The sequence below is a fragment of the Chromobacterium sp. LK1 genome (genome assembly GCF_001043555.1).
Lineage (GTDB): Bacteria > Pseudomonadota > Gammaproteobacteria > Burkholderiales > Chromobacteriaceae > Chromobacterium > Chromobacterium aquaticum.
Map to the genome: position 1 here is coordinate 159,866 of NZ_LDUI01000030.1, position 22,819 is coordinate 182,684.

At 67.5% G+C, this 22,819-nt stretch carries 13 protein-coding genes; 8 read left to right on the plus strand and 5 right to left on the minus strand.

What is annotated here, in order from left to right:
- Positions 1–2 precede the first annotated feature (2 nt).
- Together VI26_RS13785 and VI26_RS13790 are read right to left on the minus strand one after the other, a co-directional pair.
- The gene (locus VI26_RS13785; RefSeq protein ID WP_048410315.1) at positions 3–191 is read right to left on the minus strand and encodes a hypothetical protein; all 189 of its coding nucleotides are present in this window, start codon (positions 189–191) and stop codon (positions 3–5) included.
- A gap of 266 nt (positions 192–457) precedes the next feature.
- Complete coding sequence (locus tag VI26_RS13790) at positions 458–1,327, minus strand: MBL fold metallo-hydrolase (protein WP_048410316.1); 870 nt, start codon at positions 1,325–1,327, stop codon at positions 458–460.
- 271 nt (positions 1,328–1,598) lie between these two features.
- On the opposite strand from VI26_RS13790, the gene VI26_RS13795 reads away from it, so the two are divergent.
- Genes VI26_RS13795 through VI26_RS13805 form a run of 3 tightly spaced genes read left to right on the plus strand, consistent with a single transcriptional unit; the run spans position 1,599 to position 3,421 of the window.
- Positions 1,599–2,501, plus strand: coding sequence for a LysR family transcriptional regulator (locus VI26_RS13795; protein ID WP_048410317.1), 903 nt, complete (start codon positions 1,599–1,601; stop codon positions 2,499–2,501).
- A 5-nt stretch (positions 2,502–2,506) separates the two neighbouring features.
- The gene (locus tag VI26_RS13800; protein ID WP_048410318.1) at positions 2,507–3,046 is read left to right on the plus strand and encodes a hypothetical protein; all 540 of its coding nucleotides are present in this window, start codon (positions 2,507–2,509) and stop codon (positions 3,044–3,046) included.
- 18 nt (positions 3,047–3,064) lie between these two features.
- Positions 3,065–3,421, plus strand: a complete 357-nt coding sequence (locus VI26_RS13805) for a hypothetical protein (protein WP_156183881.1) — start codon at positions 3,065–3,067, stop codon at positions 3,419–3,421.
- A gap of 22 nt (positions 3,422–3,443) precedes the next feature.
- Here the strand turns inward: VI26_RS13805 and VI26_RS13810 are convergent, their stop codons facing one another.
- On the minus strand, positions 3,444–3,989 hold the full coding sequence (locus tag VI26_RS13810; RefSeq protein WP_048410319.1) for a GNAT family N-acetyltransferase: 546 nt from the start codon (positions 3,987–3,989) through the stop codon (positions 3,444–3,446).
- A gap of 155 nt (positions 3,990–4,144) precedes the next feature.
- Between VI26_RS13810 and VI26_RS13815 the strand changes: the two genes are divergently transcribed.
- Positions 4,145–4,999, plus strand: coding sequence for an AraC family transcriptional regulator (locus VI26_RS13815; protein WP_048410320.1), 855 nt, complete (start codon positions 4,145–4,147; stop codon positions 4,997–4,999).
- A gap of 195 nt (positions 5,000–5,194) precedes the next feature.
- Entirely contained in the window at positions 5,195–5,749 is a 555-nt protein-coding gene (locus VI26_RS24580; protein ID WP_156183882.1) for a hypothetical protein, read from the plus strand.
- Here the strand turns inward: VI26_RS24580 and VI26_RS13825 are convergent.
- Both VI26_RS13825 and VI26_RS24585 read right to left on the minus strand, forming a co-directional pair.
- The gene (locus VI26_RS13825) at positions 5,676–8,432 is read right to left on the minus strand and encodes an MHYT domain-containing protein (RefSeq protein ID WP_156183883.1); all 2,757 of its coding nucleotides are present in this window, start codon (positions 8,430–8,432) and stop codon (positions 5,676–5,678) included. The two genes, VI26_RS24580 and VI26_RS13825, sit on opposite strands and share 74 nt — an antisense overlap.
- 20 nt (positions 8,433–8,452) lie before the next feature.
- Positions 8,453–8,611, minus strand: a complete 159-nt coding sequence (locus VI26_RS24585; protein WP_156183884.1) for a hypothetical protein — start codon at positions 8,609–8,611, stop codon at positions 8,453–8,455.
- 904 nt (positions 8,612–9,515) lie between these two features.
- Between VI26_RS24585 and VI26_RS13830 the strand changes: the two genes are divergently transcribed.
- From VI26_RS13830 to VI26_RS13840, 3 genes are read left to right on the plus strand one after another with little or no spacing between them, the layout of a single operon-like run.
- Positions 9,516–14,603, plus strand: a complete 5,088-nt coding sequence (locus VI26_RS13830) for an amino acid adenylation domain-containing protein (RefSeq protein ID WP_082151066.1) — start codon at positions 9,516–9,518, stop codon at positions 14,601–14,603.
- Positions 14,603–19,270 carry an SDR family NAD(P)-dependent oxidoreductase gene (locus VI26_RS13835; protein ID WP_048410322.1) on the plus strand — a complete coding sequence of 1,556 codons (4,668 nt, stop codon included), beginning with the start codon at positions 14,603–14,605 and terminating at the stop codon, positions 19,268–19,270. The genes VI26_RS13830 and VI26_RS13835 overlap by 1 nt, the downstream gene beginning before the upstream one ends.
- Positions 19,267–22,818: an SDR family NAD(P)-dependent oxidoreductase gene (locus tag VI26_RS13840; protein ID WP_048410323.1), complete on the plus strand. Its 3,552-nt coding sequence runs from the start codon at positions 19,267–19,269 to the stop codon at positions 22,816–22,818. Before VI26_RS13835 ends, VI26_RS13840 begins: the two co-directional genes overlap by 4 nt.
- Position 22,819: the final 1 nt, after the last annotated feature.

Sequence of the window (22,819 nt, forward strand, 5' to 3'; positions counted from 1 at the left end):
GTTCAGCTCCAGTCGGGATTAAAGGGATGGGCGCCGGTGTCGGCCAGGTCCAGCCGGTCCAGCCGGGCGATTTCCGCGCGGATGAAGGCCAGGGTGGCGGCTACTGCCTCCAGGCGCTCGGCGTCAAAGTTGAAGCCGGCGTCCTTGGCCAGCGCGGCCAGCGCGGATGGGGAGAGGGGTGTGGGGGTCATGGCTAGGCTCCTCTGGAGGGTGTGGACGCGGCTCAATATCCGCTGGGGGTGAGGATGGACTCGGCGAGTGCCGCGGCGATCGCTTATCTGCCGTATGGGCAGAACCGCGGCTTGAACAGACTCTTAGAGCCTGTTCAAAGTCTCGCGAGCAAGGGCGAGACAAGGCGAAAACGAGTGAAAAAGCGGAATGTACAAGTGGTACATGAGCATTTTGAGCTCGCTTTTAACGCCGTATCGCTGAAGCGCAGCAGACTTTGAACAGGTTCTTACACGAATTGCCACTGGAAACCCCCATCCCGGCGCGCCAGCCGGCCGGCGGAAGTGGCGGGAAAGTGCGCGGTGAACACGGTGGCGCGGCGTTCCGCAGCGAAATCCAGCAGCCAGCGCCGCGATTGCCGCGCCGCGTCCTGCTCGCGGCAAAACACTGAATTCCATGCCGGGCGGTACACCTGCATCGGGCTATGCATCACATCGCCGGTGAACAGGGCGGTTTCGCCGCGCGACGTCAGCGAGATCGCCATATGGCCGGCGCAATGGCCGGGCGTGGGATGGAAGCGCAGGCCATCCCTATACTCGCCGCCATCGCGGCTGATGGCAAGCGCCTGGCCGGCGGCGATCACCGGCGCCACGCTGTCGTCGAATACCATGCGCCGGCTGTCCGCCGCCGGCGTGGCGAAGAAGTCCAGCTCGCCCTGCGGCAGCGCATAGGTGGCATTGGGAAAGGTGGGGCGCCATTCGCCATCCACCAGCCGCGTGTTCCAGCCGACATGGTCGGCGTGCAGATGGGTGAGCAGCACATGGTCCACCTGCTCGGGCTGGACGCCCGCGGCGGCCAGGCGTTGCAGAAAGGGCGTTTGCAGCCGGTGAAACAAGGGGTTGAACGCGCGTTCCTTGTCATTGCCGATGCCGGTGTCGATCAAGAACAGCTGGCCCGCCCATTCCACCACCCAGCTATGCACGCTGAGGCTGAGATGCCCGGCGGGGTCCAGCAGGCCGCGCAACTGCGGCTGCTCGTCCAGCAAGGCCGCGTCCCAGTCGGCGTAGAGATAGGAGGGGGCCAGGCCGTGCAGCAGCGTGTCCGTCACACGGCTGATCTTGGCGTCGCCAACTTGGTAAGTGGGATTGATGCCGTTCATTTTTGTCTCTGCTTGTGATGATGCCGTTGGCGGCTTGGCTCTTAGAACCTGTTTACGATCTGCTGCGCGTCGGCGATACGGCGTTGAAACCGTCTTCGAAATGCTCATGTACCGCTTGTACATTCCGCTTTCTCAGCCGCTTTCGCCTTGTCTCGCCCTAGCTCGCGAGTCTTGGAACAGGCCTGTACTATCGCGGAATTCATTCATGCTTTCCAATGCCGAATTCTTAATTCGTGATAAATTGAAAGCATCGCAAGTCGAAAGAGCCCGCATGGAATTGCGCCATCTCCGCTACTTCATCGCCGTGGCCGAGCACCAGAGCGTGCGCCTGGCCTCGGAACAACTGCACATCACCCAGCCGGCGGTGTCGCGGCAGATTCAGGACCTGGAGCAGGAACTGGGCCTGCTGCTGTTCGAGCGTTCGTCGCGCGGGCTCAAGCTGACCGCGGCCGGCGACAGCTATTTGCGCGACGCGCGCCAGACGATGGCGGCGCTGGACGCGGCCGCCCACAGCGCGCGCCGCGTGGCCGCCGGCCTGCTGGGCCGGTTGCGGCTGGGCTGCGTGGAAAACGCCGGCTGGGATGGCCTGGTGCCCAGGGCTTTCAGCCATTTCCAGGCGGAAGCGCCCGAGGTCCAGATCGCGCTGGAGGTGCGCAACACGCCGGAGCAATTGCGCGCGATTGCCGACGGCGCGCTGGACGGCGGTTTCATCTATCAATACGAGCCCCTGCCCGAAGCCTTGGCCGGCCTGCCGCTGCTGGAGCACGACGTGGTGCTGGCATTGCCGCGCTGCTGGGACGAGGACTACGACGAAACCCGCCCCATCGCCTTGCGCGGCTTGGCGGAGCGGCCCTTCGTGATGCTGCCGCGCGCGGCCTATCCCGGCTATTACGACCGCTTGAACAGCGCCTGCCGGCAACTGGGCGTGCATCTCAAGGTGGCGCAGGAGGCGAGCACCGAAACGGCGATCCTGTCGCTGGTTTGCGCCGGCATTGGCGCCGCCATCGTCAATTCCGCCAATCTGGGTCGTCCGCCGGCCCAGGCGCGCTTGTTGCGGCTGCAAGACCTGTCCTTGCCGATGCCGCTGACCTTTGTCTGGCGCCAGGGCGCCGCCAATCCGGCGCTGGCGCGTTTTCTGGCGCTGTTGCGGCACGAGACGGGCCAGGAAAAGTGAAAACCATGAAAACATTGTCCGCTTTGCTATTGGCCTGGCCGCTGCTGGCGCTGGCCGCGCCCGGAGCCGGCTTTTCCTCCGCCACCGAGGATGAAACCGAATCCTGGAGCAGGGTCGAGCCGGCGCTGGCGGAGGCCATCGTCGCCCACGAAGAGATGCGGGAACAGGTGGACGAACTGATCAAGGAGCATGGGCTGAAGCAAGACTACCGGCAATTCTTCGTCGCCCGGCCCATCCGCCTGTCCCGTCAGCACAATGGCTACTGGTTTGTGCGTCCCGGTTCGGCGCCTTATTACCCGGCTTTCTACGGCGCCCACGCCTTCATGCACTGGATCACACAGGGAGAACGGGTGATTTACGCCGGTAGTTCCGACGCGTTCAGCATCCTGCCCGGCAGCAGCCATGGGCTGTTCGACATCGAAGAAGCGCAATGCCGGGTGGACCGATGCTATTTGGTCAGGCTTCGTTATGATGGGCGCCGCTATGTCGAGGCCGAATGCACGTTGCGGGACTTGTCCAGCGGCAAGAGCGGGCCATGCCAATGACTGATGAGGAGTGTGATGATGTTGTTTCTTTCCCGCTTATTGAACTGGCGGCCATGGCGCGCGGCGGAGCGCGTCGTCTTCGACCAGCACGCAATCAGCCATACCCCGCTGCGCGGCGCGGTGACGCGGTTTGATTGGGCGGACCTGGACGCAATCGATATCGAGACCACAGACCAGGGCCCGTTTGTCGATGATGTGTTCTGGCTATTGTCCGGCCCCAAGGGCCTATGCCGCATCTCCAATGCGGCGGAAGGGATGCAAGCCTTGCGGCAAGCGCTGCAGGCGCTGCCGGGCTTTGATCACGATGTCGCCATCATGGCGATGGCCATGGCCGTAAACGCTCGCTTCCCATGCTGGCGGCGGGCCGAGCCGTGATGGCTGGACGGGCGGCGCGGATTCATCGGCCCAGCGCTAGCCACTGCCGCCGCGTGATGCGGCTGATATGTTCGGTGCGGTAGTCGCCCAGGAATGGGTTGTATTTGTTCTCCTCGCTATGGTGGTGGCGGAAACCGCATTTGGCCTGGGCGCGGTGGGACTGGGCATTGCCGGCGAAGTAGCCGCACCACAACGTCTTGAGGTTCAGGGTTTCGAAGGCGTGGCGCATGACCTCGCGCACCGCTTCCGGGATCAGCCCCCGGCCCCAGTAAGGCACGCCTATCCAGTAGGCGATCTCGCCATCCCGCGGGCCGATCTCGAAGTTGCTGCCAGCGCTGTCCAGGATGCCGACACAGCCAACCACGCGGCCCTCGTCCCTCAGCTCCAGCGCGTATACCTCCGGCTGTTTGAATACGGTTTGAATGATCTCGGCACTGTGCTCCACGCTGCTGTGCGGCGGCCAGCCGGCGATGGGGCCGACCCTGGCGTCCTTGGCCACTTGGTAGAGATCGGCGGCGTCGCTGTCTTGCCAGGGGCGAAGGATCAGGCGCGGTGTTTCCAGTTTCATCGTCATGCCCTCATATCGGCGTTTGGGGATGCGTGCAGATTAGCGTGTCCAGGCTGAGGGATGAATGGACATTCCTGAGCGGTTTCGGTACTTTTGGAAACAATCATGCTTGACGGCCTTGAGCGATGGCGCCGGAATTACAGGGATTCTCTAATATGCGCGTGGTACCCCAGCTACTGAATCAGGATGATTCGATACGGATTGCGAGGAGCACGCTGGCGGACGGCCTGGGCTTGCCGCTGGGTTTCGGGCACGCCTATATCGCGCTGCTGGTCTGCGTGGAAGGCTGTGCGCGCTTCACCATTAATTTCAAGGAAAGGGCGGTGCGCCGGCACCATGTGCTGGTGTTGGCGGAAGACACGATTGCGCTGCTGCGGCGGCGCTCGCGGCGGTTCGCGGCCTTTGTCTGTCTGATGCCCAAGAGCCGGGCGGCGGAAGTGGCTTATCCGCTGCCGAACAGCCTGTTTGTCTTCCTGCATCAGCACCCGCATTGCATTCCCGCCTTGGCGGACGCGGCCTTGCTGAGCGGGTGGCTGGCGCAAATGGAAGACGCAGCCGGCCATTGTCCGCAGCATGGCCGGACGATGCTGCGCAATCTGCTGCAGAATTTCTTCCTCAAGGTCGCGGAGCGGGTATCGGCGGAAGACTGCGCCGAGCCGGAGTTCAGCCGCGGCGAAATGCTGAGCTGGCGCTTTTGGGAGCTGGTGGGCCGGCATTCGACGCAGCGCCGCGAGGTGAGCTTTTACGCGGAGGCGCTCAGCATCACGCCGTTCTACCTGTCGCAGCTGAGCAGGAAATTCTTCAATGACAGCCCCAAGGGCTTGATCGATCGGCAAGTAGTGCAGGAGATCAAATCGCTGCTGACCTATGGCGATCTGTCCATTGGCCAGCTAGCGGACAAGCTGTGCTTTGAGGACGCCTCCTATCTGTGCCGTTATTTCAAGCGCCATACCGGTATGTCGTTGACCGCCTATAGAAAAGCGGCGCGCGGGAGCGCGCCGTCGCGATGAGGGCCGGCTCTTGATGTGCTGCGCTTGTTTCTTGAGGTCCTAAGAACCTGTTCAAAGTCTGCTGCGCTTCGGCGATACGGTGTTGAAACCAAGCTCAGCGCTCATGTACCAGGGGTACATTCCGCTTTCTCCGCCGCAATGCCTTGTCTCACCTTGGCTCGCGAGATCGTAAACAGGTTCTAAGCGGGCAGTCACATGGGTAGACAATGGAATAGCGGGCTGCCGCGCCAACATCACCCTGATCAACGGCGTGAAGCGGCTGCGCCGGGACTGGCTTACGGTGAATGCGGGTTTTGTGGGGCGAAGAAGCTGTTGGAAGTACTGACCGGTTTTCAGGCAAGATTCGCGGCGCTGCCCGAGGAGATTGACCGCCACTCGGGAGCGCCGGCCGCGGAGGAGTATGTCTTCCTGGAGTTTGATTGCTGGGAGGAGGCTTTCGACTATGGGCAATCCCGGTTCATTCTGGATGAGGCGTCGAAAGTCATCGCATGCGCCTCGCTGCGCATCCATGCTCCAAAAACCCATGGCCTGGATATATTCTTCCTGCTGAATGTGGATTGCTTCGAACCCGTGGTTTCAAGGCGCTTGGCGGATGCGCTGGCCAGGGCCGGGATATCCGGATTCAAGCGGGTGCCAAGCGGAGTTCGCCTGGTCCGAATAGCCTGCGGCGGCAGGCTTATCCGGCCACCTGTTTCATCACGCGCTCGATTTCATCCTGCAATTGCATGCTGTCTATCGGCTTGGTCATGAAGCCATCCATGCCGGCGGCGATGGCGGCCTCGCGATCCTCCTGAAACACGCCCGCCGTCAGGGCGATGATGGGCGTGGCGTTCTTGTCATCGTTCGCGCTCTCCTGACGGATGAATTTACAGGCGGCGATGCCATCCATGACCGGCATCTGCACATCCATCAGAATCAGGTCGATATCATGATGCCGCCAGGCATTGATAACCTCCTTCCCATTGCACGCGGTATAGATGCGATGGCCGTATTCCTCCAGCAGCATGGTGATGATGTCCAGATTGATCGCATCGTCATCGGCTACCAGGATGTTCAGCGGGCGAGCGTGCTTGGGCCGGTGCTCCGTATTGGCGATGACAGGGTTGGGCAGGCTTTCCGGCGGCGCCGGGCGCAGAGGAAGATAAACCTGAAAAATGGAGCCTTTGTCCACCGTGCTTTGAACTTCAATCCGCCCGCCCATCTTTTGCACCAATTGCAGCGCAATGCTGGTGCCAAGACCGGTGCCACCAAAGCGGCGCGTGGTCGACGCGTCGGCCTGGGAGAACGGCTGGAATAGCCTGGCCAAGGTGTCCTCGTTCATGCCGATGCCGCTGTCGCGAATCATTATGATGATATCATCTTTTTCGGATAGCACCGTCAGCCAAACTCCGCCCCGTTCCGTGAACTTGATGGCATTGCCCACCAGATTGATCAAGATCTGCCGGACCCGAAACGCATCGCCAAAGAAAGTGTGCTGGGTCATGGACGGGTATTTCAACTGCAAGGCGATGCCTTTTTTGTCCGCGCTTAATTTCAGGATGTCGATCACATGCTCGGCCACTTCTCGCAAAGAGAAGGGGGCTTCTTCCAGTTGCAGCGCATTTTGTTCCAGCTTGGCGGTATCGAGGACATCGTTGAGCAGGCCCAGCAGGCTTTTGGCTGAGTGGTTGACTGTCCTTAACATCTCCTTTTGCTTGGCATCCAGCGGCGTGCCTTGCAACAAGTCGGTGTAGCCGATAATCGCGGTCATCGGGGTTCTGATTTCATGGCTCATGTTTGCCAGGAAGGCGCTTTTGGATTTGACGGCTGAAAGCGCATGGTTCTTGGCTTCAATCAGGGCGAACTCTGTCGCCTTGCGCTCGGAAATATCCAGAATCACCCCATCGATCAAGAGCGGCGTCCCCGCTTCATCGTATACGCCGCGCGCGCTTTCCAATACCCAGCATTCCTCCTTGTCCAGACAAAGCAGGCGGTACTCGACCACATAGAGTTGATGCTGATCCAGTGCCGAGCGGATGGCCTGGCATACTCTTTCCTTATCCTCCGGGTGGATGAGGTCCAGCATTTGAATTCGGCCATCCACAAATGCCTTGGCCGGGCATCCGCATAAGTCCTCGATATTGTCGCTGATGAAAATCGTTTTCCAGGGCTCCAGGCAGTGGCTGCGGAAGGTGACGCCGGGGATGTTGTCGATCAGGGTGCGAAATTGCCGTTCGCTGTCTCTCAGCTCATGCTGTATGCGGTTCCGCTCGCTGATGTCGCCAATATAACCGACATAAATGACTTGATCAGGCAGCACCACCTTGCCAACCGACAGGCGGATGGGAAATAGCGTGCCATCCTTTTTGAGAGCGATTTCTTCACGCTCTCTCCCGATCAGCTTCGCGATCTGCGTCCGCATATACTCGGCAAGGAAGCCATCGTGTTTGGAGTGATGTGGTTCCGGCATGAGCAGGCTGATATTCCTACCCAATAATTCATCAATCCGCCAGCCGAATAAGCGTTCAACCGCCGGATTGGCGGTTTGGATGCGGCCTTTTTCATCAATGGTGATGATGGCGTCCACCGAAGTGTTCAAGGTGGCCTGCAGTTTCAATTCATTGCTCAACGCCCTCTGATACAAGGGCCGGTAACGCAAGAGCACATTTCCGGCGAATACGATGGTGCCCAGCATCAGCACGATGATGGCGATGGCGATGGCCAAGCTGGCATTGTCGTCAATGGCATTGCGAAAGCTGGGATCAGCGATGCCGATGAAACGGGCGGCTTCCATTCCAAAATAATGCATGCCCGCAATGGCGACCCCCATGACGATGCCGCTGAGCAGCGTCATCTTTCCCTTGCCGATTTTTTTATTGTCCAGACCAAAGCGGATCCAAAGCGACAAGGTGCTCAGCAAGATGGCGAGCAAGATCGAAATGGCGAACCAAATGGGGTCATACCGCAGCAGCGGCGCCATGCGCATGGCCGCCATGCCGGAATAGTGCATGGTGCCGATGCCAGATCCAACCAGCACGCCGCTGATCAATAACTGCCTGCCGGCGATTTTGGCTTGGGACAGCAAATGCAAGGCGATGCCGGAGGCCGCGATGGCGGGAAGCATGGACAAGAGGGTGGGCAGCAAGGCGTATTTGACGGTGCTGCACGCGTTGAACGCCAGCATGCCGACAAAATGCATCGCCCAGATGCCGCCGCCCATTGCGCAAGAACCGGTGGCGAGGGCGACCTGGCGCAGCCAGCGTTCGCTGGCTTCGCGCGCCAGGCCGGCAATCTGCAATGCCAGGCAAGAAGTGAAAATGGCGACCAGCAAGGACAGCGTCACTAGCCATGGGTTGTAGCGGGTGGGTAAGAACAGATAGGACTGGTAAGCGTCAATAAAGAATGAACTGAGCATGGCCTCCCCATTTTCATTGGTCTCATCACGCGGTGCCAATAAAGCTCTTGGACCCTGCTTCAGGTATAGACAATGGCGCTGGCGAGATGGGGGGATCGCGATCGGCGGCAGCCGGCGAACGGTGGGCGCTCAATCCATGATGTGCTCCGGCAACAGGCGGCGGCGCGATCCGTGCCTTCATCTTGCTGCATATTTATGCCGTTGAACTTGTTTTTCATGCGAACTTCATGAAAAGATCAACGTAAATAGATAGTCGCCTGTTATTTGGTGCTCTTATATTTAATTTTTAAATACAGCTTGTCATGGCATTGCGTCAGTTAATTGAATGGCCGGCGGTGCGCTCTTTACGTAATTCTCATGCCTATCGATAATAAAATTCATCGATTCAAGCTTGTTTCTATTGATCCAGTCTTCGGTAATTAAGTCTTTGATATCTCCAAGAAAACCAGTGTATCGAAAATATATAAGCCGAAATTGGTATCGGGTGTAACTGGCAGTTTGGGTGGTGCTTTCCCCTGAGGTCTTTCAGTATAGTGCGACACTTAATTTTCCCTATTACTGCATGGGGAAATTAATGCGATCAATTGAATCCATATAAAAATAATTCTAGCGCCGATATTCATAAATCCCGGATTTTAATGGCCGGAGAAAATTATGGAGATATTCCTTATCTGTTCGATGTGATGTGAATGGGTAAGGGTTCGGCTGCTGAAGTGATATCGAATCATCTCAACAGAAAGTCGGCATGGTGAATGAGCCACCCTGGAGTTCCTATTCTCTTCTTGATTCAAGCGTTGTCTGGGCGAATCGCCGCGCACGCGTCACGCATTCTTTCGTGAAAACGATGGAATGACCCTATCCGGCTGGTCGCGGGACACCCTGCGACAAGCTGGAACCCATCAAAACAGCATCACCGCTTCTTGAACGGAGCGGACCTCTGTCCGAGCCGCCAAGGTCCTCGCCAGCCGCGCGATATGTCGTCGTCGCTGCGCGCTGGGTAAGCGCAAGGGACAGATTATTCCTGTGGGAGCGCCGCGACGATCGAGCTTATGCCAATTGAGCGATTTCAATGGGCGCGCCCAATCCATACCGGAGCAGTTGTCGATACATGGAGGTCATGCAATGAATTCCTCATCCGATGTCGCGTCGCGGCGGACGTCCGCCGCCGACAAGTTCGGACCTCACCAAGCTTTTCCGCATCGCGAAGCGCCTAGCATCGCCCAGCAGTTGCTGTGGCGGGCGGAGGCGAGTCCCGATCGTCTCGCCTACGCGTCGGCCGATCCGGAGAAAGCGCTCGCGCTAAGCTATGCGGCGTTGTGCGAACGCGCGTCCGGCATCGCCGCGCGTCTGGCGCCAGCGACCGAGGCCGGCGAGCGCGTGATGCTGGTCTATCAGGAGCCGCTCGATTTCCTTCCGGCCTTCTTCGGCTGCTGCCTGGCCGGCGTGATCCCGGTGCCGGTGGCGCCGCGTCACGGCCGCGACACGATGGCGGCGATCGCTCAAGACTGCGGCGCCGCCATCGCGCTGAGCGCGGAGGCGCGGGACGCCTTGCCGGGCCTGCGCTGGATGCGCACCGACGAGGCCGAGCGCGCCGCGCCCTTTTTGCGGGTGGCGAAGGACGCCAGTCCGGCGCTGCTGCAGTACACCTCGGGTTCGACGCGCACGCCGCAGGGCGTGGTGGTCACGCAAACCGGGCTGTGGGCGACGATAGACGATCTTGACCGCGGCGCGATGCACGACGCGGACAGCGCGATGATCAGCTGGCTGCCGTACTTCCACGACATGGGCCTGGTGTACGGCATTCTCACCCCCTTGCAATGCGGCTTTCCCGCCTATCTGATGGCGCCGGAGAAATTCGTCGCCCAGCCCATGTCCTGGCTGCGCGCGATAGCCGCGCGGCGCGGCACCCACACCGCCGCGCCGAATTTCGCCTACGCCTTGTGCGCGGACCGCGCGGGCGATCTCGCGCCGGGCACCGACTTGTCGTCCTTGCGTTATGCGCTGAACGGCGCGGAGCCGGTGCGCTGCGACACGGTGCGCCGCTTCGAGGCGGCCTTCGCGCCGTTTGGGCTGCGTTCTTCGGTGGTGGTGCCGGGCTACGGCCTGGCCGAGGCGACCTTGAAGGTGACCGCCGGCCGTTGCGGCGAGGGCACGCGCGGCGTGCGCTTCGCGCGGGAGGCGCTGGCGCGCGGCCGCGTGTCGCCGCAGACGGACGGCGTCGAATTGGCGGCCTGCGGCGTCAGCCTGATCGATACGCGCGTCCGCATCGTGGACCCGGACACGCGCGCGCCGTGCGCGCCGGACGCAGTCGGCGAAATATGGGTGACCGGGAGCACGGTCGCCGACAGTTATTGGCGCCGCCCGGAGGAGTCGCGCGAGATCTTCGGCGCGCGGCTGGCCGACGGCGACAGCGCATGGCTGAGAACCGGCGATCTGGGCTTTCTGCACGAGGGCGATCTGTTCGTCACCAGCCGCTTGAAGGATTTGATCATCGTCGGCGGCCGGAATGTCTACAGCCACGATCTGGAAGACACCGTGTCGGCCTGCCATCCGTCGATTCGGAAGGGGCGCGCCTTCGCCGCCGCCGTCGACGGCGAGGACGGCGAAGGGATTCTGATCGGCGCCGAGGTGCGCGGCGGCTGCGGGGAGGCGGAGGCCCGTGACATCCTGCCGGTGATTCGCGCGGCGCTGGCGCGGGAGCACGGCGTGGCGCCGGCGCGCATCGCGCTGCTGTGGCGAGGCAGCATCCTGCGCACCTCCAGCGGCAAGACCCGGCGCGGCGCCACCCGCGACGCGCTGCTGCGCGGCGAACTGCGCATCGTCGCCGACGACGCGGCCGAGGCGGCCGACGACGCGATTCTGGCCGAGATCGCGCGCTTCGTGCCCGGCGCGGCCGCGTCGCCCGACGCCAGGCTGATCGATCTGGGGCTGGATTCGCTGTCGGCCGCGCGGCTTGCCGCCGCCGCGCGCGCGCGTCATGGCGTGGAATTGTCGTTCGCGGCGCTGTTCGCGCTCTCCGCCCGGCAACTGCGGCGCGAAATCGTCGACGCCCCGCGCCTGGACGCCGCGGCGCCGGCCGCGGCTCGCCGCTATGCGGCGGGGGAGGCGTTCGAACTGTCCGAGATGCAGCAGGCTTACTGGATAGGCCAGCAGGGCGGGGTGCCGCTGGGCAGCGTGTCCCCGCACATCCGCGTGGATTTCGAGATAGACGCCGCGCGGGCGCCGGAACTGGGCCGGCGCCTCGCGCGGCTGGTCGCCCGCCACCCGTCCTTGCGGATGACGGTGGGCGCGGACGGGCGCGGCGCGTTCGACGCGCTGGCCTACGACCCCTTGCTGCCGCCGCAGGATTTGCGCGGGCTGGACGCGGCGGAGGCGGCGGAACGGCTGGAGGCGACGCGCGAGAGCCTGGCCGAGCGCGACGGCCCGCCCGTGCTCGCCGTCGTCTCCCGTCTGACCGAGAGCGCGGCTATCCTGCACCTGCGGCTCAGCCTGCTGGCCGGCGATCTGCGCAGCTTCCTGCAACTGATGGCCGAGCTGGCGCGCGACGCGGCCGACGAGGCCCCCGCGCAATGCATCACGCCGATGACGCCGCCGGCGGCGACCGAGGCGCAGCGCGAGGCCTGGCTGCGCCGGGTCGAAGCCATCGCGCCGGCGCCGGAGTTGCCGATGAAGATGGCGCTGGCCGAGGTGGCCGAGCCGCGCTTCGCCAACCGCCGCCGGGAGCTGCCCGCCGCCATGTCCGCGGCGCTGACGGCGCGGGCGCAGGCGCTCGGGGTCACGCTGACTTCGCTGTGCATCGCCGCCTTCGCCGACACGCTGCGGCTGTGGACGGCGGCGCACGCCTTCACGCTCAACGTGACTTGCAACACGCGGGCGGAGCAGGCGGGGCTGGCGATAGGCGATTACACCAGCAACACCTTGCTGTCGCTGAGCGAGCGTCACCCCTCGTTCGCCGCCTTCGCCCAAGCGGTGCAGCGGCAAGTGTGGGCCGATCTGGACGCGCCCTGGTGCTCCGGCGTGTCGATTCTGCGCGAGCTGAGCCGGCGCAACGGCGCGCCCGTGCTGATGCCGGTGGTGCTGACCAGCTTGCTGTCCGGCGATCCGGCTGACGATCTGGCCCTGCTGGACGGCGTCGGCCGCGTGGTCGACATGGCCAACCCCACGCCCCAGGTGTCGCTGCACGCCGTCCTGGGACGGCGCGGCGACAGGCTGGTGCTGATGTGGGAGTCCGTCGCGCAGCTGTTCCCCGACGGCATGGTGGACGCGATGTTCGAGGTCTTCCTCGGCGCGCTGGAAACGATGGCGACGGACGCCGCGGCGGTGGAGCGGCCGACGCTGGCCCGGCTCGCGCCGCAGCAGGCGGCGCGGCGCGCGGCGGTCAACGCCACCGCGGCGGAGCGCGCGCCGCGCCGGCTGGAAACCCCCATCGTCCAGCAGGCGCGGATCGCGCCGGAGGCGGTGGCGGTCAGGCAGGGCGAGACGACGCTGAGCTACGGCGCGCTGCTGCGCGAGGCGGAAGACATCGCCGGCGCGCTGCGGCAAAGCGGCGTGGCGCGCGGCGAGGTGGTGGCGGCCATCGTCGCGCCGGGGCCGCGCGCGGTGGCGGCGCTGCTGGGCATTGTGATGGCGGGCGCGGTCTATCTGCCGATAGAGCCGTCTTGGCCGGCCGCGCGCATGGAAGAACTGCTCGGCGAGGCCGGCGCCCGTCTCGCGCTGCTGAGCGCGGCAGGCCCGGCGCTGCCGGTGCCCGCGCTGCGTCTGGACCAGCCGCTGCCGCGCGGCGACGCGGGTCCGGCCGCGGACCTCGAGGCCGGCGACGCGGCCTATGTGATCTTCACCTCGGGTTCGACCGGGCGGCCGAAGGGCGTGCTGATCGCGCACGAGGCCGCGGCGAACACCATAGACGACATCAACCAACGCTTCGCGGTCGGTCCGGCCGATCGTGCGTTGTGCGTGTCCTCGCTGGCCTTTGATTTGTCGGTCTACGACATCTTCGGCCTGCTCGCGGTCGGCGGCGAGGTGGTGTTCCCGGCCCGCTCGCGCGATCCGGACGCGATGGCCCAGGCGCTCAGCGACGGCGGGGTCACCATCTGGAATTCCGTGCCGGCGGTGCTGGAACTGATGCTGGAAGTGTCCGCGCCGCGTTCGCCGCATCTGCGCCTGGCGCTGATGAGCGGCGACTGGATCGCGCCCGGCCTGGCCGGGCGGCTGCGCGACGCGTTTCCGGCGCTGCGGCCGATCAGCCTGGGCGGGGCGACCGAGGTGTCGATCTGGTCGGTGGTGCATCCGATCGCGCCCGAGGACGCCGTGCTGGCGTCGATTCCCTACGGCCGGCCGCTGTCCAACCAGCAATGCTTCGTGCGCGCGCCCGACGGCCGGGAGCGGCCGGACGGCGTGGTGGGCGAATTGCTGCTGGGCGGCCGCGGCCTCGCGCTCGCCTATCTGGGCAACGAGGCGGAAACCGAGCGCCGCTTCTTCATCGACGCCGAGGGCCGGCGACTCTACCGCACCGGCGATCTCGCGCGCTGGCAGCCGGACGGCGAGCTTGAACTGCTGGGACGGATGGACGGGCAGGTCAAGGTGCAGGGCTATCGGATCGAGCTGGGCGAGATCGAGGCTGCCGCGATGCGCGCCGGCTGCCTGGCGCGCGCCGTGGCCTCGGTGGCCCGGCGCAAGGACGCGACGGTGATCCAGCTGCACGTGGTGGCGCTGCCGGATCATCAAGGCGACGTGGTCGCGGCCGTGCGCACTCAGCTGGTGCTGCACCTGCCCGCCTATATGCAGCCGCATCACGTGATGGTGCTGGACGCCTTGCCGCTGACGGCGAACGGCAAGGTGGACCGCGCGCGTCTCGCCGAGCTGGCGGCCCCGCCTCCCGCGCCGGCGACGCCGGCCGCGGCGGCGCGGCGCGACGCTTCGCTGGAGGCCACGATGCTGGCCGCCTTCGCCGAAGTGGTCGGCGTCGAGATAGACCCGCGGCAGGGCTTCTTCGACGCGGGCGCCACCTCGATGCACATCGTGAGGCTGCGCGCGCTGCTGGCGTCGCGCGGCGTCGCGGTGCCCCCGCTGGTCGATTTCTTTTCGCTGGCCACGATACGGGCGCTCGCCGAGCGCGCCGATACGGGCGAGGCGGACCTTTCCCCAATGATGGACGTCGACGGCGCGCGCGCCTATCGACAGCGCGTACGCGCACGCAAGGAGGCTTTGTAATGACTGATGCAACACCCGTAGACGCCGTAGCGATCATCGGCGCGAGCTGCCGCCTGCCCGGCGTCAGCACCCTGGAACAGTTCTGGTCGATGATAGCCGACGGCCGGGTCGCGATTGAACGCTTCGGCGCGGACGCGGCGCGCCGCGAAGGCGTGCCGGAAACGGTGCTGGCCCAGCCCGGCTTCGTCGGCGCCGGCGGTCCGCTGGACGGCGTCGATCAATTCGACGCGGCCTATTTCGGCATTCCGCCGTCGCAGGCGGCGGCGATGGACCCGCAGCAGCGGATTTTCCTTGAATGCGTGCACGAGGCGCTGGAGCGCGCCGGTCACGGCGCGGCGCGCGGCGCGCGCGTCGGCGTCTGGGCCGGCTCGGCCAGCGTCGATTATCTCGTCGACCACGTGCGCGACCGGCTGGACCGCGCGTCGCCCAACCGCTATCTGCAGCAATGGGTGGGCGTGGACAAGGACTATCTGGCCACTCAGGTCGCCTACCGGCTCGATTTCGGCGGCCCGGCCATCAGCTTGCAGACCGCGTGCTCGACTTCCCTCGTCGCCGTGGTTCAGGCGATGCAGGGACTGCTGAGCTTCCAGTGCGACTTCGCGGTGGCGGGCGGCGTCAGCGTCGCCTTGCCGCAGCGGCAGGGCCATGTGTACGAGGAGGGCAGCATTCTGTCCGCGGACGGCGCCTGCCGTCCGTTCACCACGGACAGCAGCGGCACGGTCTTCGGCAACGGCGCGGGCGTGGTGGTGCTGCGCCGCCTGGAGGACGCGCTGGCCGACGGCGACCCCATCATGGCGGTGATTCGCGGCGGCGCGGTCAACAACGACGGCGCGGCCAAAGTGGGCTTCACCGCGCCCGGCGGGCGCGGGCAGCAGGACGTGATCCGCCAGGCGCTGGCGCTCAGCGAGGTGGACGGCGCGTCGATAGGCTATGTGGAGACGCACGGCACCGGCACCGCGATCGGCGACGAGGTGGAACTGGCGGCGCTGGGCGCGGCCCTGGGCCAGCGTTCCGCCGCCGACGCGCGCTGCGCGCTGGGCACGCTGAAGGCGAACGTCGGCCATCTGAACGCGGCGGCGGGCGCTTGCGGGCTGATCAAGGCCGCGCTGGCGGTGGAGCATGGGCGGATTCCGGCCGCCGTCGGCGCGGAACGCGCGATAGACGCGCTGCGCGGCGACGCCGGCTTCTACCTGCCGACGGAAACCGCGCCTTGGGACGCGCCGCAGCGGCGCGCCGGGGTCAGCTCCTTCGGCATCGGCGGCACCAACGCCCACGTGATCATAGAAGCGGCGCCGCCGCGCGCGCCGCGCACGCCGGACGTCGCGCCGCTCTTGCTGCTGTCGGCGCGCGGCGAAGCCTTGCCCGCGCTGTGTGCGGACTACGCGGACTTTCTCGACGGTCATCCCGAGCTGAGGATAGAAGACGTTTGCCTGACGGCGGCGCTGGGGCGGCGGCATTGGGAGCAGCGCGCGGCGTTCCGCGCCGAATCCCGCGAGGCCTTGATCGCCGCGCTGCGCGCCTTCGCCGCCGGCGAGCCGAGCGCGGAGACGATCGCGGCGGAAGTGCCGGCGCGCGCGCCGGAGCTGAGCTTCGCCTTCGGCGGCGCCGAGGATCTGGACGCGGTATTGACCCGTGTGCAGTTGTGGCTGGCGAGCGGCGTCGTGCCGGCCAGCGTGTGCGCGACGGGGAGCGGGGTGTTCGCCGCGGCCTTCGCGGCGGGCGCGCTGAGTCTTGAGGATGCGCGGCAGCGCCGCGCGGAGCGCGCCGTCGCGCCGTCGCTATTGTGGATCAGCGCGGCCTCGGGCCTGCCGCTGGACAGCGCGGAGGCGGTGCGCGAGGAACTGGCCGGCGCGGGCACGGCGCCAGGCGCGGCGGACGCCGCCGAGGCGCTGGAAGCGGCCGGCGCGGAATGGGTGCTGGACTTCGGCGACACGGCGCTGGGCGCGGGTGCTGCCGGCATGGTCTCGCTCGATCCGGCCTCGCCGGACGCGCTGGCGCGGCTGTGGACCGCGGGCCTGACGCTGGAGCTGTCCCAGCATTACCGCGACGGCAACCGGGTGGCGCTGCCGACCTATCCCTTCCAGCGCCAGCGTCACTGGATAGACCGCGCGCCGCGCTTCCTGGCGGCGGGCGCGACGCCCTTCCTTGGACGGCGCACCGACGCGCCGGCCTTGGGCGCGACCTTCTTCGACGCCGAATGGAGCGTGGCCGTCTTGCCCTTCCTGCAGGATCACGTGATTTACGACAAGGTGGTGGTGTCCGGCGCGGCGCTCGCGGTGATGATGGCCGACGGCGCGCGCGCGCTCACCGGCTCGGACGGCTGCGTGCTGAGCGATCTGCGTTTCCCGGCCGCGCTGGTGATTCCGTCGGGCGCGGCGCGCAAGGTCCAGCTGCAATTGGTGCGCGACGGCGACGGTTTCGAAGCCACGGTGTTGACGCTGGAGTCCGCCGACGTCCACGCGACGGCCAGGGTGGACGCCGGCGAGGCGCCGGGCGCCGCGCCGTCGGAGCCGGTGCGCGGAGAAGCGATCTCCACCGAGCTGCTGGATAGCTGGCTGCGCGCGCGCAGCGTGGTGATGGGACCGACCTTCCGGCGTCTGTCGGACATCGTGGTCGGGGACGGCGACGCGTGTTGCGATATGCGGGACGACGCCGACGACGCCGGCTGGTTGTTGCACCCCGGGGTGCTGGATTCGGTGCTGCAACTGGTGGCCGCCGCCGCGCGGCCCGAGGGCAGCAAGGCTTTTGTGCCGACGCGCATCGCGCGGCTGGCGCTGCACGGGCGGACCGGCGCCGGGATGCGCTGTCACGCGTCGGCCGAGCGGGGGCAGGCCAGCCTGTTCGACGCCGGCAAGGTGCTGCTCGAAATGACCGGCCTGGAGTCGCGCGAGGTGACCCGCAATGAATTGCTGCGCGTCGAACCGCTGCGCGAGGGCTATGCGGTGGAATGGCGCGACGCGGCGGGCGGCGACGCCGCCGCGCTGCCGGCGACCATCGCCATCCTGAGCGGAGCGGGGGATACGGCGGCAGGGCTGGCGGCGATGCTGCGCGACGAAGGCAAGGAGGCCGTCGTGGTGGCGGCGGTGAACGATATTCCCTTCGACAAGGCGGGCCTGATCGTCGATTGCCGCGGGCTGGAGGCGCGCGGCGACGCGCCGGCGCCGGCGGTTTACGCCGGGGCGCTGGAACTGTTCGCCACGGCCGCGCGGCGCGAGCGGCCTTGCCGCATCGCCTTGGCGCTGGCGCCGGACGCGCCGGCCTCGGCGCCGCTGCAGGCGCTGTCGCGCGCGGTGGCGATGGAAACGCCGCATCTGCAGACGCTGGCGCTGCACGCGGGCGACGCGCGGGCGATCCGCCGCGGCCTGGATTACTTCGAGCGCGAGACCGAAGTCGCGGTCAAGGGCGAGGCGGTCGCCGCGCCGCGCTTCGACGAGCGCGCGCTGCCGCTCAGAGCGGACCTCGCGCTCTCGGCGGACGCCACGTGGCTGATCACGGGCGGGCTGGGCGAACTCGGCCTGCGCGTCGCGAGCTGGCTCGCCGCGCTGGGCGCGCGCGCCTTGGTGCTGACCGGCCGCCGGCCGGCCGACGCCGCGGCCGAGGCGGCGCTGGCCGCGCTGCGCCGCGACGGCGTGGAGGTGAAGGTGTGGCAGGCAGACGTGGCGGCGGAAGCGGACGTCGACGCGCTGCTGGCCGAGATCGACGCGACCATGCCGCCGCTGCGCGGCGTCTGCCATCTGGCGGGCGTGGTGGAGGACTGCCTGGTCGGCGACGTCACGCCGGCCTCGCTGGCCGCCACCCTGGCCGGCAAGGCCCGCGGCGCCTGGCTGCTGCATGAGCGCACCCTGGCTTACCCGCTGGAACACTTCGTGCTGTTTTCCTCCGCCGCCGCCGCCTTCGGCGCGCCGGGGCAATCGACCTACGCCATGGCCAACGCCTACCTAGACGCGCTGGCCGCGCGCCGCCGCGCGCAAGGCTTGCCCGCGCTGTCCATCGCCTGGGGGCCGTGGCAGGACGTGGGCATGCTGGCCCGCTCCAGCGCCAACGCCAAGCGGCGGCTCGCGCAGCTGGGCATCGGCCAGATCGAGGCCGAATGCGGCCGCGCCACTTTCGAGATCGCGCTGGGGGCGGACCTGCCGGCCCACCTCGTGCTGCTGCCGATCGACTGGGGGCGCTTGATCGAGCAATGGCCGCCGCATGTGCCGGCCAGCCGCTTCGCCGGCATCGCCACCGCCCAGCCGGGCGCGGGTTCCACCTCCTCGGTCAGCGAACTGCTGGCGCTGCCGGCGGAGGAAAGACGGCATCGTCTGTTCCAACTGCTGGCCGAGGACGCCGCGCTGGTGACCGGCACGCCGCTGGCCTCGCTGGACCCCGAACGCTCGCTGTTCGACTACGACCTGGACTCCTTGCTGATCACCGATCTGCGCGTGCTGCTGGAAAAGCGTTTCGGCCGCGCGATACCGACCACGGTGATTTTTTCGAATCCGACCATAGCCGCCTTGGCGGACCATCTGGCGCGGACGGTGTTCGGCATGGCCGAGGCGGAGGCGACGCCCGCCGCGCCCGCCGCCGAGCCCGACGCGCCGGCGGACGCCGCGATGTCGCAGGAGGAGATCGTGGAAATGCTGTCCGCGAAACTGAAGGAATTGAATAGAAAGGACGCGCGATGAGCCAGATCGACACGACCGCGCTGATGCGGAACGCGCTGCGCGAGATCGAACGCCTGCAGCGCGAACTGGACGGCGCCGAACAGCGCCGGCACGCGCCCATCGCCGTGGTCGGCATGGGCTGCCGTTTCGCCGGCGTCGACTCGCCGGAGGCGCTGTGGCAGCGGCTGCTCGACGGCGCGGACGGCGTGAGCGAGGTGCCGGCCGAGCGTTGGGACGTCGAGCGCTACTTCGACGCCGACCCGGACGCGAGCGGCCGCATCTACTGCCGCACCGGCAGCTTTTTGGACGACATCGCCTCCTTCGACGCCGGCTTCTTCGGCATTTCGGCGCGCGAGGCGGCGATGCTGGATCCGCAGCAGCGCATGCTGCTTGAAGTGAGCTGGGAAGCGGTGGAGCGCGCCGGCATGACGGCGGCGGAACTGAAGGGCTCGGCCACCGGGGTGTTCGCCGGCGTCATGCATCAGGACTACGCGCACCGTTTCCGCCGGGCGGAGGAGGTCGACCTCTACACCGCCTCGGGCAACGCGCCCAGCGTGCTGGCGGGCCGCGTGTCGCACGCGCTCGGCCTGCACGGGCCGACGCTGACGATAGACACCGCGTGCTCGTCGTCGCTGGTCGCCGTGCACCTGGCGTGCAACGCGCTGCGCGCCGGCGAGTGCGACATCGCCATCGTCGGCGGCGTCAATGTGGTGCTGTCGCCGTTGTCCACCGCCGCCGAATGCCGGGCGCACATGCTGTCGCCCAGCGGCCGCTGCCGCTCCTTCGACGACGGCGCGGACGGCTTCGTGCGCGGCGAGGGTTGCGGCGTGGTGGTGCTGCAGCGGCTCGCCGACGCCGAGGCCGCCGGGCGGACCATAGACGCGCTGATCGCCGGCTCGGCGGTCAATCACGACGGCCGCAGCGCGGGCCTGACGGTGCCTAACGAGCACGCGCAGCGCGAGCTGGTGCGGGCGGCCTTGCGCGCCGCGCGCATCGACGCGGCGCAGGTGAATTATATCGAGGCGCACGGCACCGGCACCGCGCTGGGCGATCCGATAGAGGCGGCGGCGCTGGCTTCCGTGTTCGCCGGCCGCGGCCGCGAGGAGCGCGTGCTGCTGGGCTCGATCAAGAGCAATTTCGGCCATCTGGAAGGCGCGGCGGGGATTGCCGGGCTGATCAAGGCGGCGCTGACGGTGCGCCATGGCGTGGTGCCCGCCACCCTGCATGTGCGCACGCCCAACCGCGGCATCGACTGGGACACGCTGCCGCTGCGCCTCGCGCTCGGCGCGGAACGCATAGACGCCGGCGGCGCGCCCTGCGTCGCCGGGGTCAGCTCCTTCGGCTTCAGCGGCACCAATGCGCACGCGGTGCTGCTCGCGCCGCCGCGCGCGGCCGCAGGCGAAACGGCGGCCGGCGCGGACGAAGGCGCGCAATTGCTGGTCGTTTCCGCGAAATCCGACGCCTCGCTGCGCGGCAACGCGGCGCGGCTGGCCGCTCATCTGGCCGGGCTCGACGCCGCGGCGTGGGCGGCCGCCTGCCACGCGTCGCGGGCGGCGCGCTCGCATTTCCCGCATCGGCTCGCGCTGACGGCCGTCAGCGCGGAAGAGATGGCGCGCGAGCTGAGCCGCTTCGCGCGCGGCGAGGACGCCGCCGTTCACAGCGGCGTGTGCGGCGGGATGCCGCCCAGCCGCGACGCGTCGCCGGAGACGGCGGACGCGGGACGCGAACCGGCCGAGCGGCTGGACGCCTTGGCGCGGCGCTATGTGGCCGGCCTGCCGGTCGACTGGCCGGCGCCGGCCGGCGCCGGGCGCCGCGTCGCGCGGCTGCCGAGCTACGCATTTGATCGCCAGCCTTACTGGGTGGACGAAGGGCGGGCGCAGGCGGAGTCGCCGCTGTACCGCATCGCCTGGCAGCCGCTGCCGGCCCCGGCCGGCGCGCGCCGCTCGGGCGAGCGCATCGTCGCCGGCGATCCGGCCTTGTGCGCGGAAGTGGCGCGCGCGCTGGAAGCCGCCGGCGAACGCTGCGCGATTGCGCCCGCCGAGATCGACGCCATCCGCCGCGCGGGCGACGCCGGCCTGGTGCTCGCCTTCGACCGCGCGGCCGGAGACGAGGACGCGCTGGCGGCCGTCGCGCGCCGCGGCGCCTTGCTGAGCGCGCTGGCGCGAGAGCGCGCCGCGACGCCGTCGGCGGCGCCGATCACGGTTGTCACGCGCGGCGGGGCGGCCACCGGGCCGGCGGAGGAGCTCGATCCCGTCCTCGCCGCCTTGAGCGCGGCGGTGCGCGTCGCGCGGCGGGAACAGGGCCGGAGCTGGCGCGGCACGATAGATATCGACGGTTCGCCGGCGTCCTTCGACGCGCTGGCGGCCTTGCTCGCCGACGAAGCCGCCGAGGAACAATTGGCGGTGCGCGGCGCCGCCGTGCTGGCGCCGCGGCTGCGGCGCGCCGGCGCCGGTACCGGCGCGCTCCCCGCGCTGGACGGCGACGCCGTCTATGTGGTGACCGGCGGCACCGGCGCCTTGGGCCTCGCCACCGCGCGCTGGCTGGCCGGGCGCGGAGCGCGCCATCTGCTGTTGATCAGCCGCGGCGGCGAAGCCGGCGCGGCGGCGCAGGCCGCTTGCGCCCGTCTGCGCGGCGACGGCGTCGAGGTCCGCGTGGCGGCCGCCGACGTCGCCGACGAGGCCGCCTTGCGCGGGGCGCTCGCCGCGGCCGGCCGGCCGATACGCGGCGTCGCGCACTGCGCGGGCATTGTGCGCGACGCGACGCTGGACGCGCTGGACGCCGCGGCCTTCGCCGAGACCCTGCGCGCCAAGGTGGGCGGCGCGGTCTTGCTGGACCGGCTGACCGAGGCCGAGCCGCTGGACTTCTTCCTGTTGTATTCGTCCATCTCCGCGGCGGTCGGCCGTCACGGCCAGGCCGCCTACGCCGCCGCCAACGGCTATCTCGACGCGCTGGCGCAGCGGCGGCGCTTGCGCGCGCGGCCGGCGCTGTCCATAGGCTGGGGATCGTGGGCGGCCGGCATGGGCGCGGCCGACGCGAAGACGGCGGAACGGATTCGCGCCGGCGGCCTGAACCCGCTGAGCGAGGGCGAGGCCTTCGCCGCGCTGGAACGGGCGTTCACCGGCGAGCCGCATCTGGTGGTGGCCGCGATCGATCTTGCGCGGATCGCGGCGCAGCCCGATCTGCCGCCGCTGATCGAAGGCCTGGTCGGCCGCGCGCCGGCGGCGAATGCGCGGACCCTGTCTTTCGACCAACTGCGCGGCCGTCCCGCCGGCGAGCGCCGCGCGCGGGTCGCCGATTATCTGGACGCGGAACTGCGCGCGGTGCTGTCCAGCCCGGCCGCCTTGCCGCGTCAGACTTCGCTGCTGGACCTGGGCGTGGACTCGCTGACCGGCGCGGAACTGCGCAACGCGCTTGAGCGCGCGCTGGGGGTGTCCGTCGCGATCTCGCACCTGATCGACGGCTCCTCGCTGGACGAGCTGATCGACCAGGTGATGGCGCAACTGGAGCGCAAGCTGGTGACGGAACAACATTCGGCCGCGGGCGCCGACACGGAGGAAATCACGCTATGAC

Excerpts from the sequence above, each read along its gene's own strand:
- VI26_RS13805 (WP_156183881.1), top strand. The coding sequence starts at position 3,065 with ATGTTGTTTCTTTCCCGCTTATTGAACTGGCGGCCATGGCGCGCGGCG.
- VI26_RS13840 (WP_048410323.1), top strand. The coding sequence starts at position 19,267 with ATGAGCCAGATCGACACGACCGCGCTGATGCGGAACGCGCTGCGCGAG.
- VI26_RS13790 (WP_048410316.1), bottom strand. The coding sequence starts at position 1,327 with ATGAACGGCATCAATCCCACTTACCAAGTTGGCGACGCCAAGATCAGC.
- VI26_RS13800 (WP_048410318.1), top strand. The coding sequence starts at position 2,507 with ATGAAAACATTGTCCGCTTTGCTATTGGCCTGGCCGCTGCTGGCGCTG.
- VI26_RS13835 (WP_048410322.1), top strand. The coding sequence starts at position 14,603 with ATGACTGATGCAACACCCGTAGACGCCGTAGCGATCATCGGCGCGAGC.
- VI26_RS13785 (WP_048410315.1), bottom strand. The coding sequence starts at position 191 with ATGACCCCCACACCCCTCTCCCCATCCGCGCTGGCCGCGCTGGCCAAG.
- VI26_RS24580 (WP_156183882.1), top strand. The coding sequence starts at position 5,195 with ATGGGTAGACAATGGAATAGCGGGCTGCCGCGCCAACATCACCCTGAT.
- VI26_RS24585 (WP_156183884.1), bottom strand. The coding sequence starts at position 8,611 with ATGAAAAACAAGTTCAACGGCATAAATATGCAGCAAGATGAAGGCACG.
- VI26_RS13815 (WP_048410320.1), top strand. The coding sequence starts at position 4,145 with ATGCGCGTGGTACCCCAGCTACTGAATCAGGATGATTCGATACGGATT.
- VI26_RS13795 (WP_048410317.1), top strand. The coding sequence starts at position 1,599 with ATGGAATTGCGCCATCTCCGCTACTTCATCGCCGTGGCCGAGCACCAG.
- VI26_RS13830 (WP_082151066.1), top strand. The coding sequence starts at position 9,516 with ATGAATTCCTCATCCGATGTCGCGTCGCGGCGGACGTCCGCCGCCGAC.
- VI26_RS13810 (WP_048410319.1), bottom strand. The coding sequence starts at position 3,989 with ATGAAACTGGAAACACCGCGCCTGATCCTTCGCCCCTGGCAAGACAGC.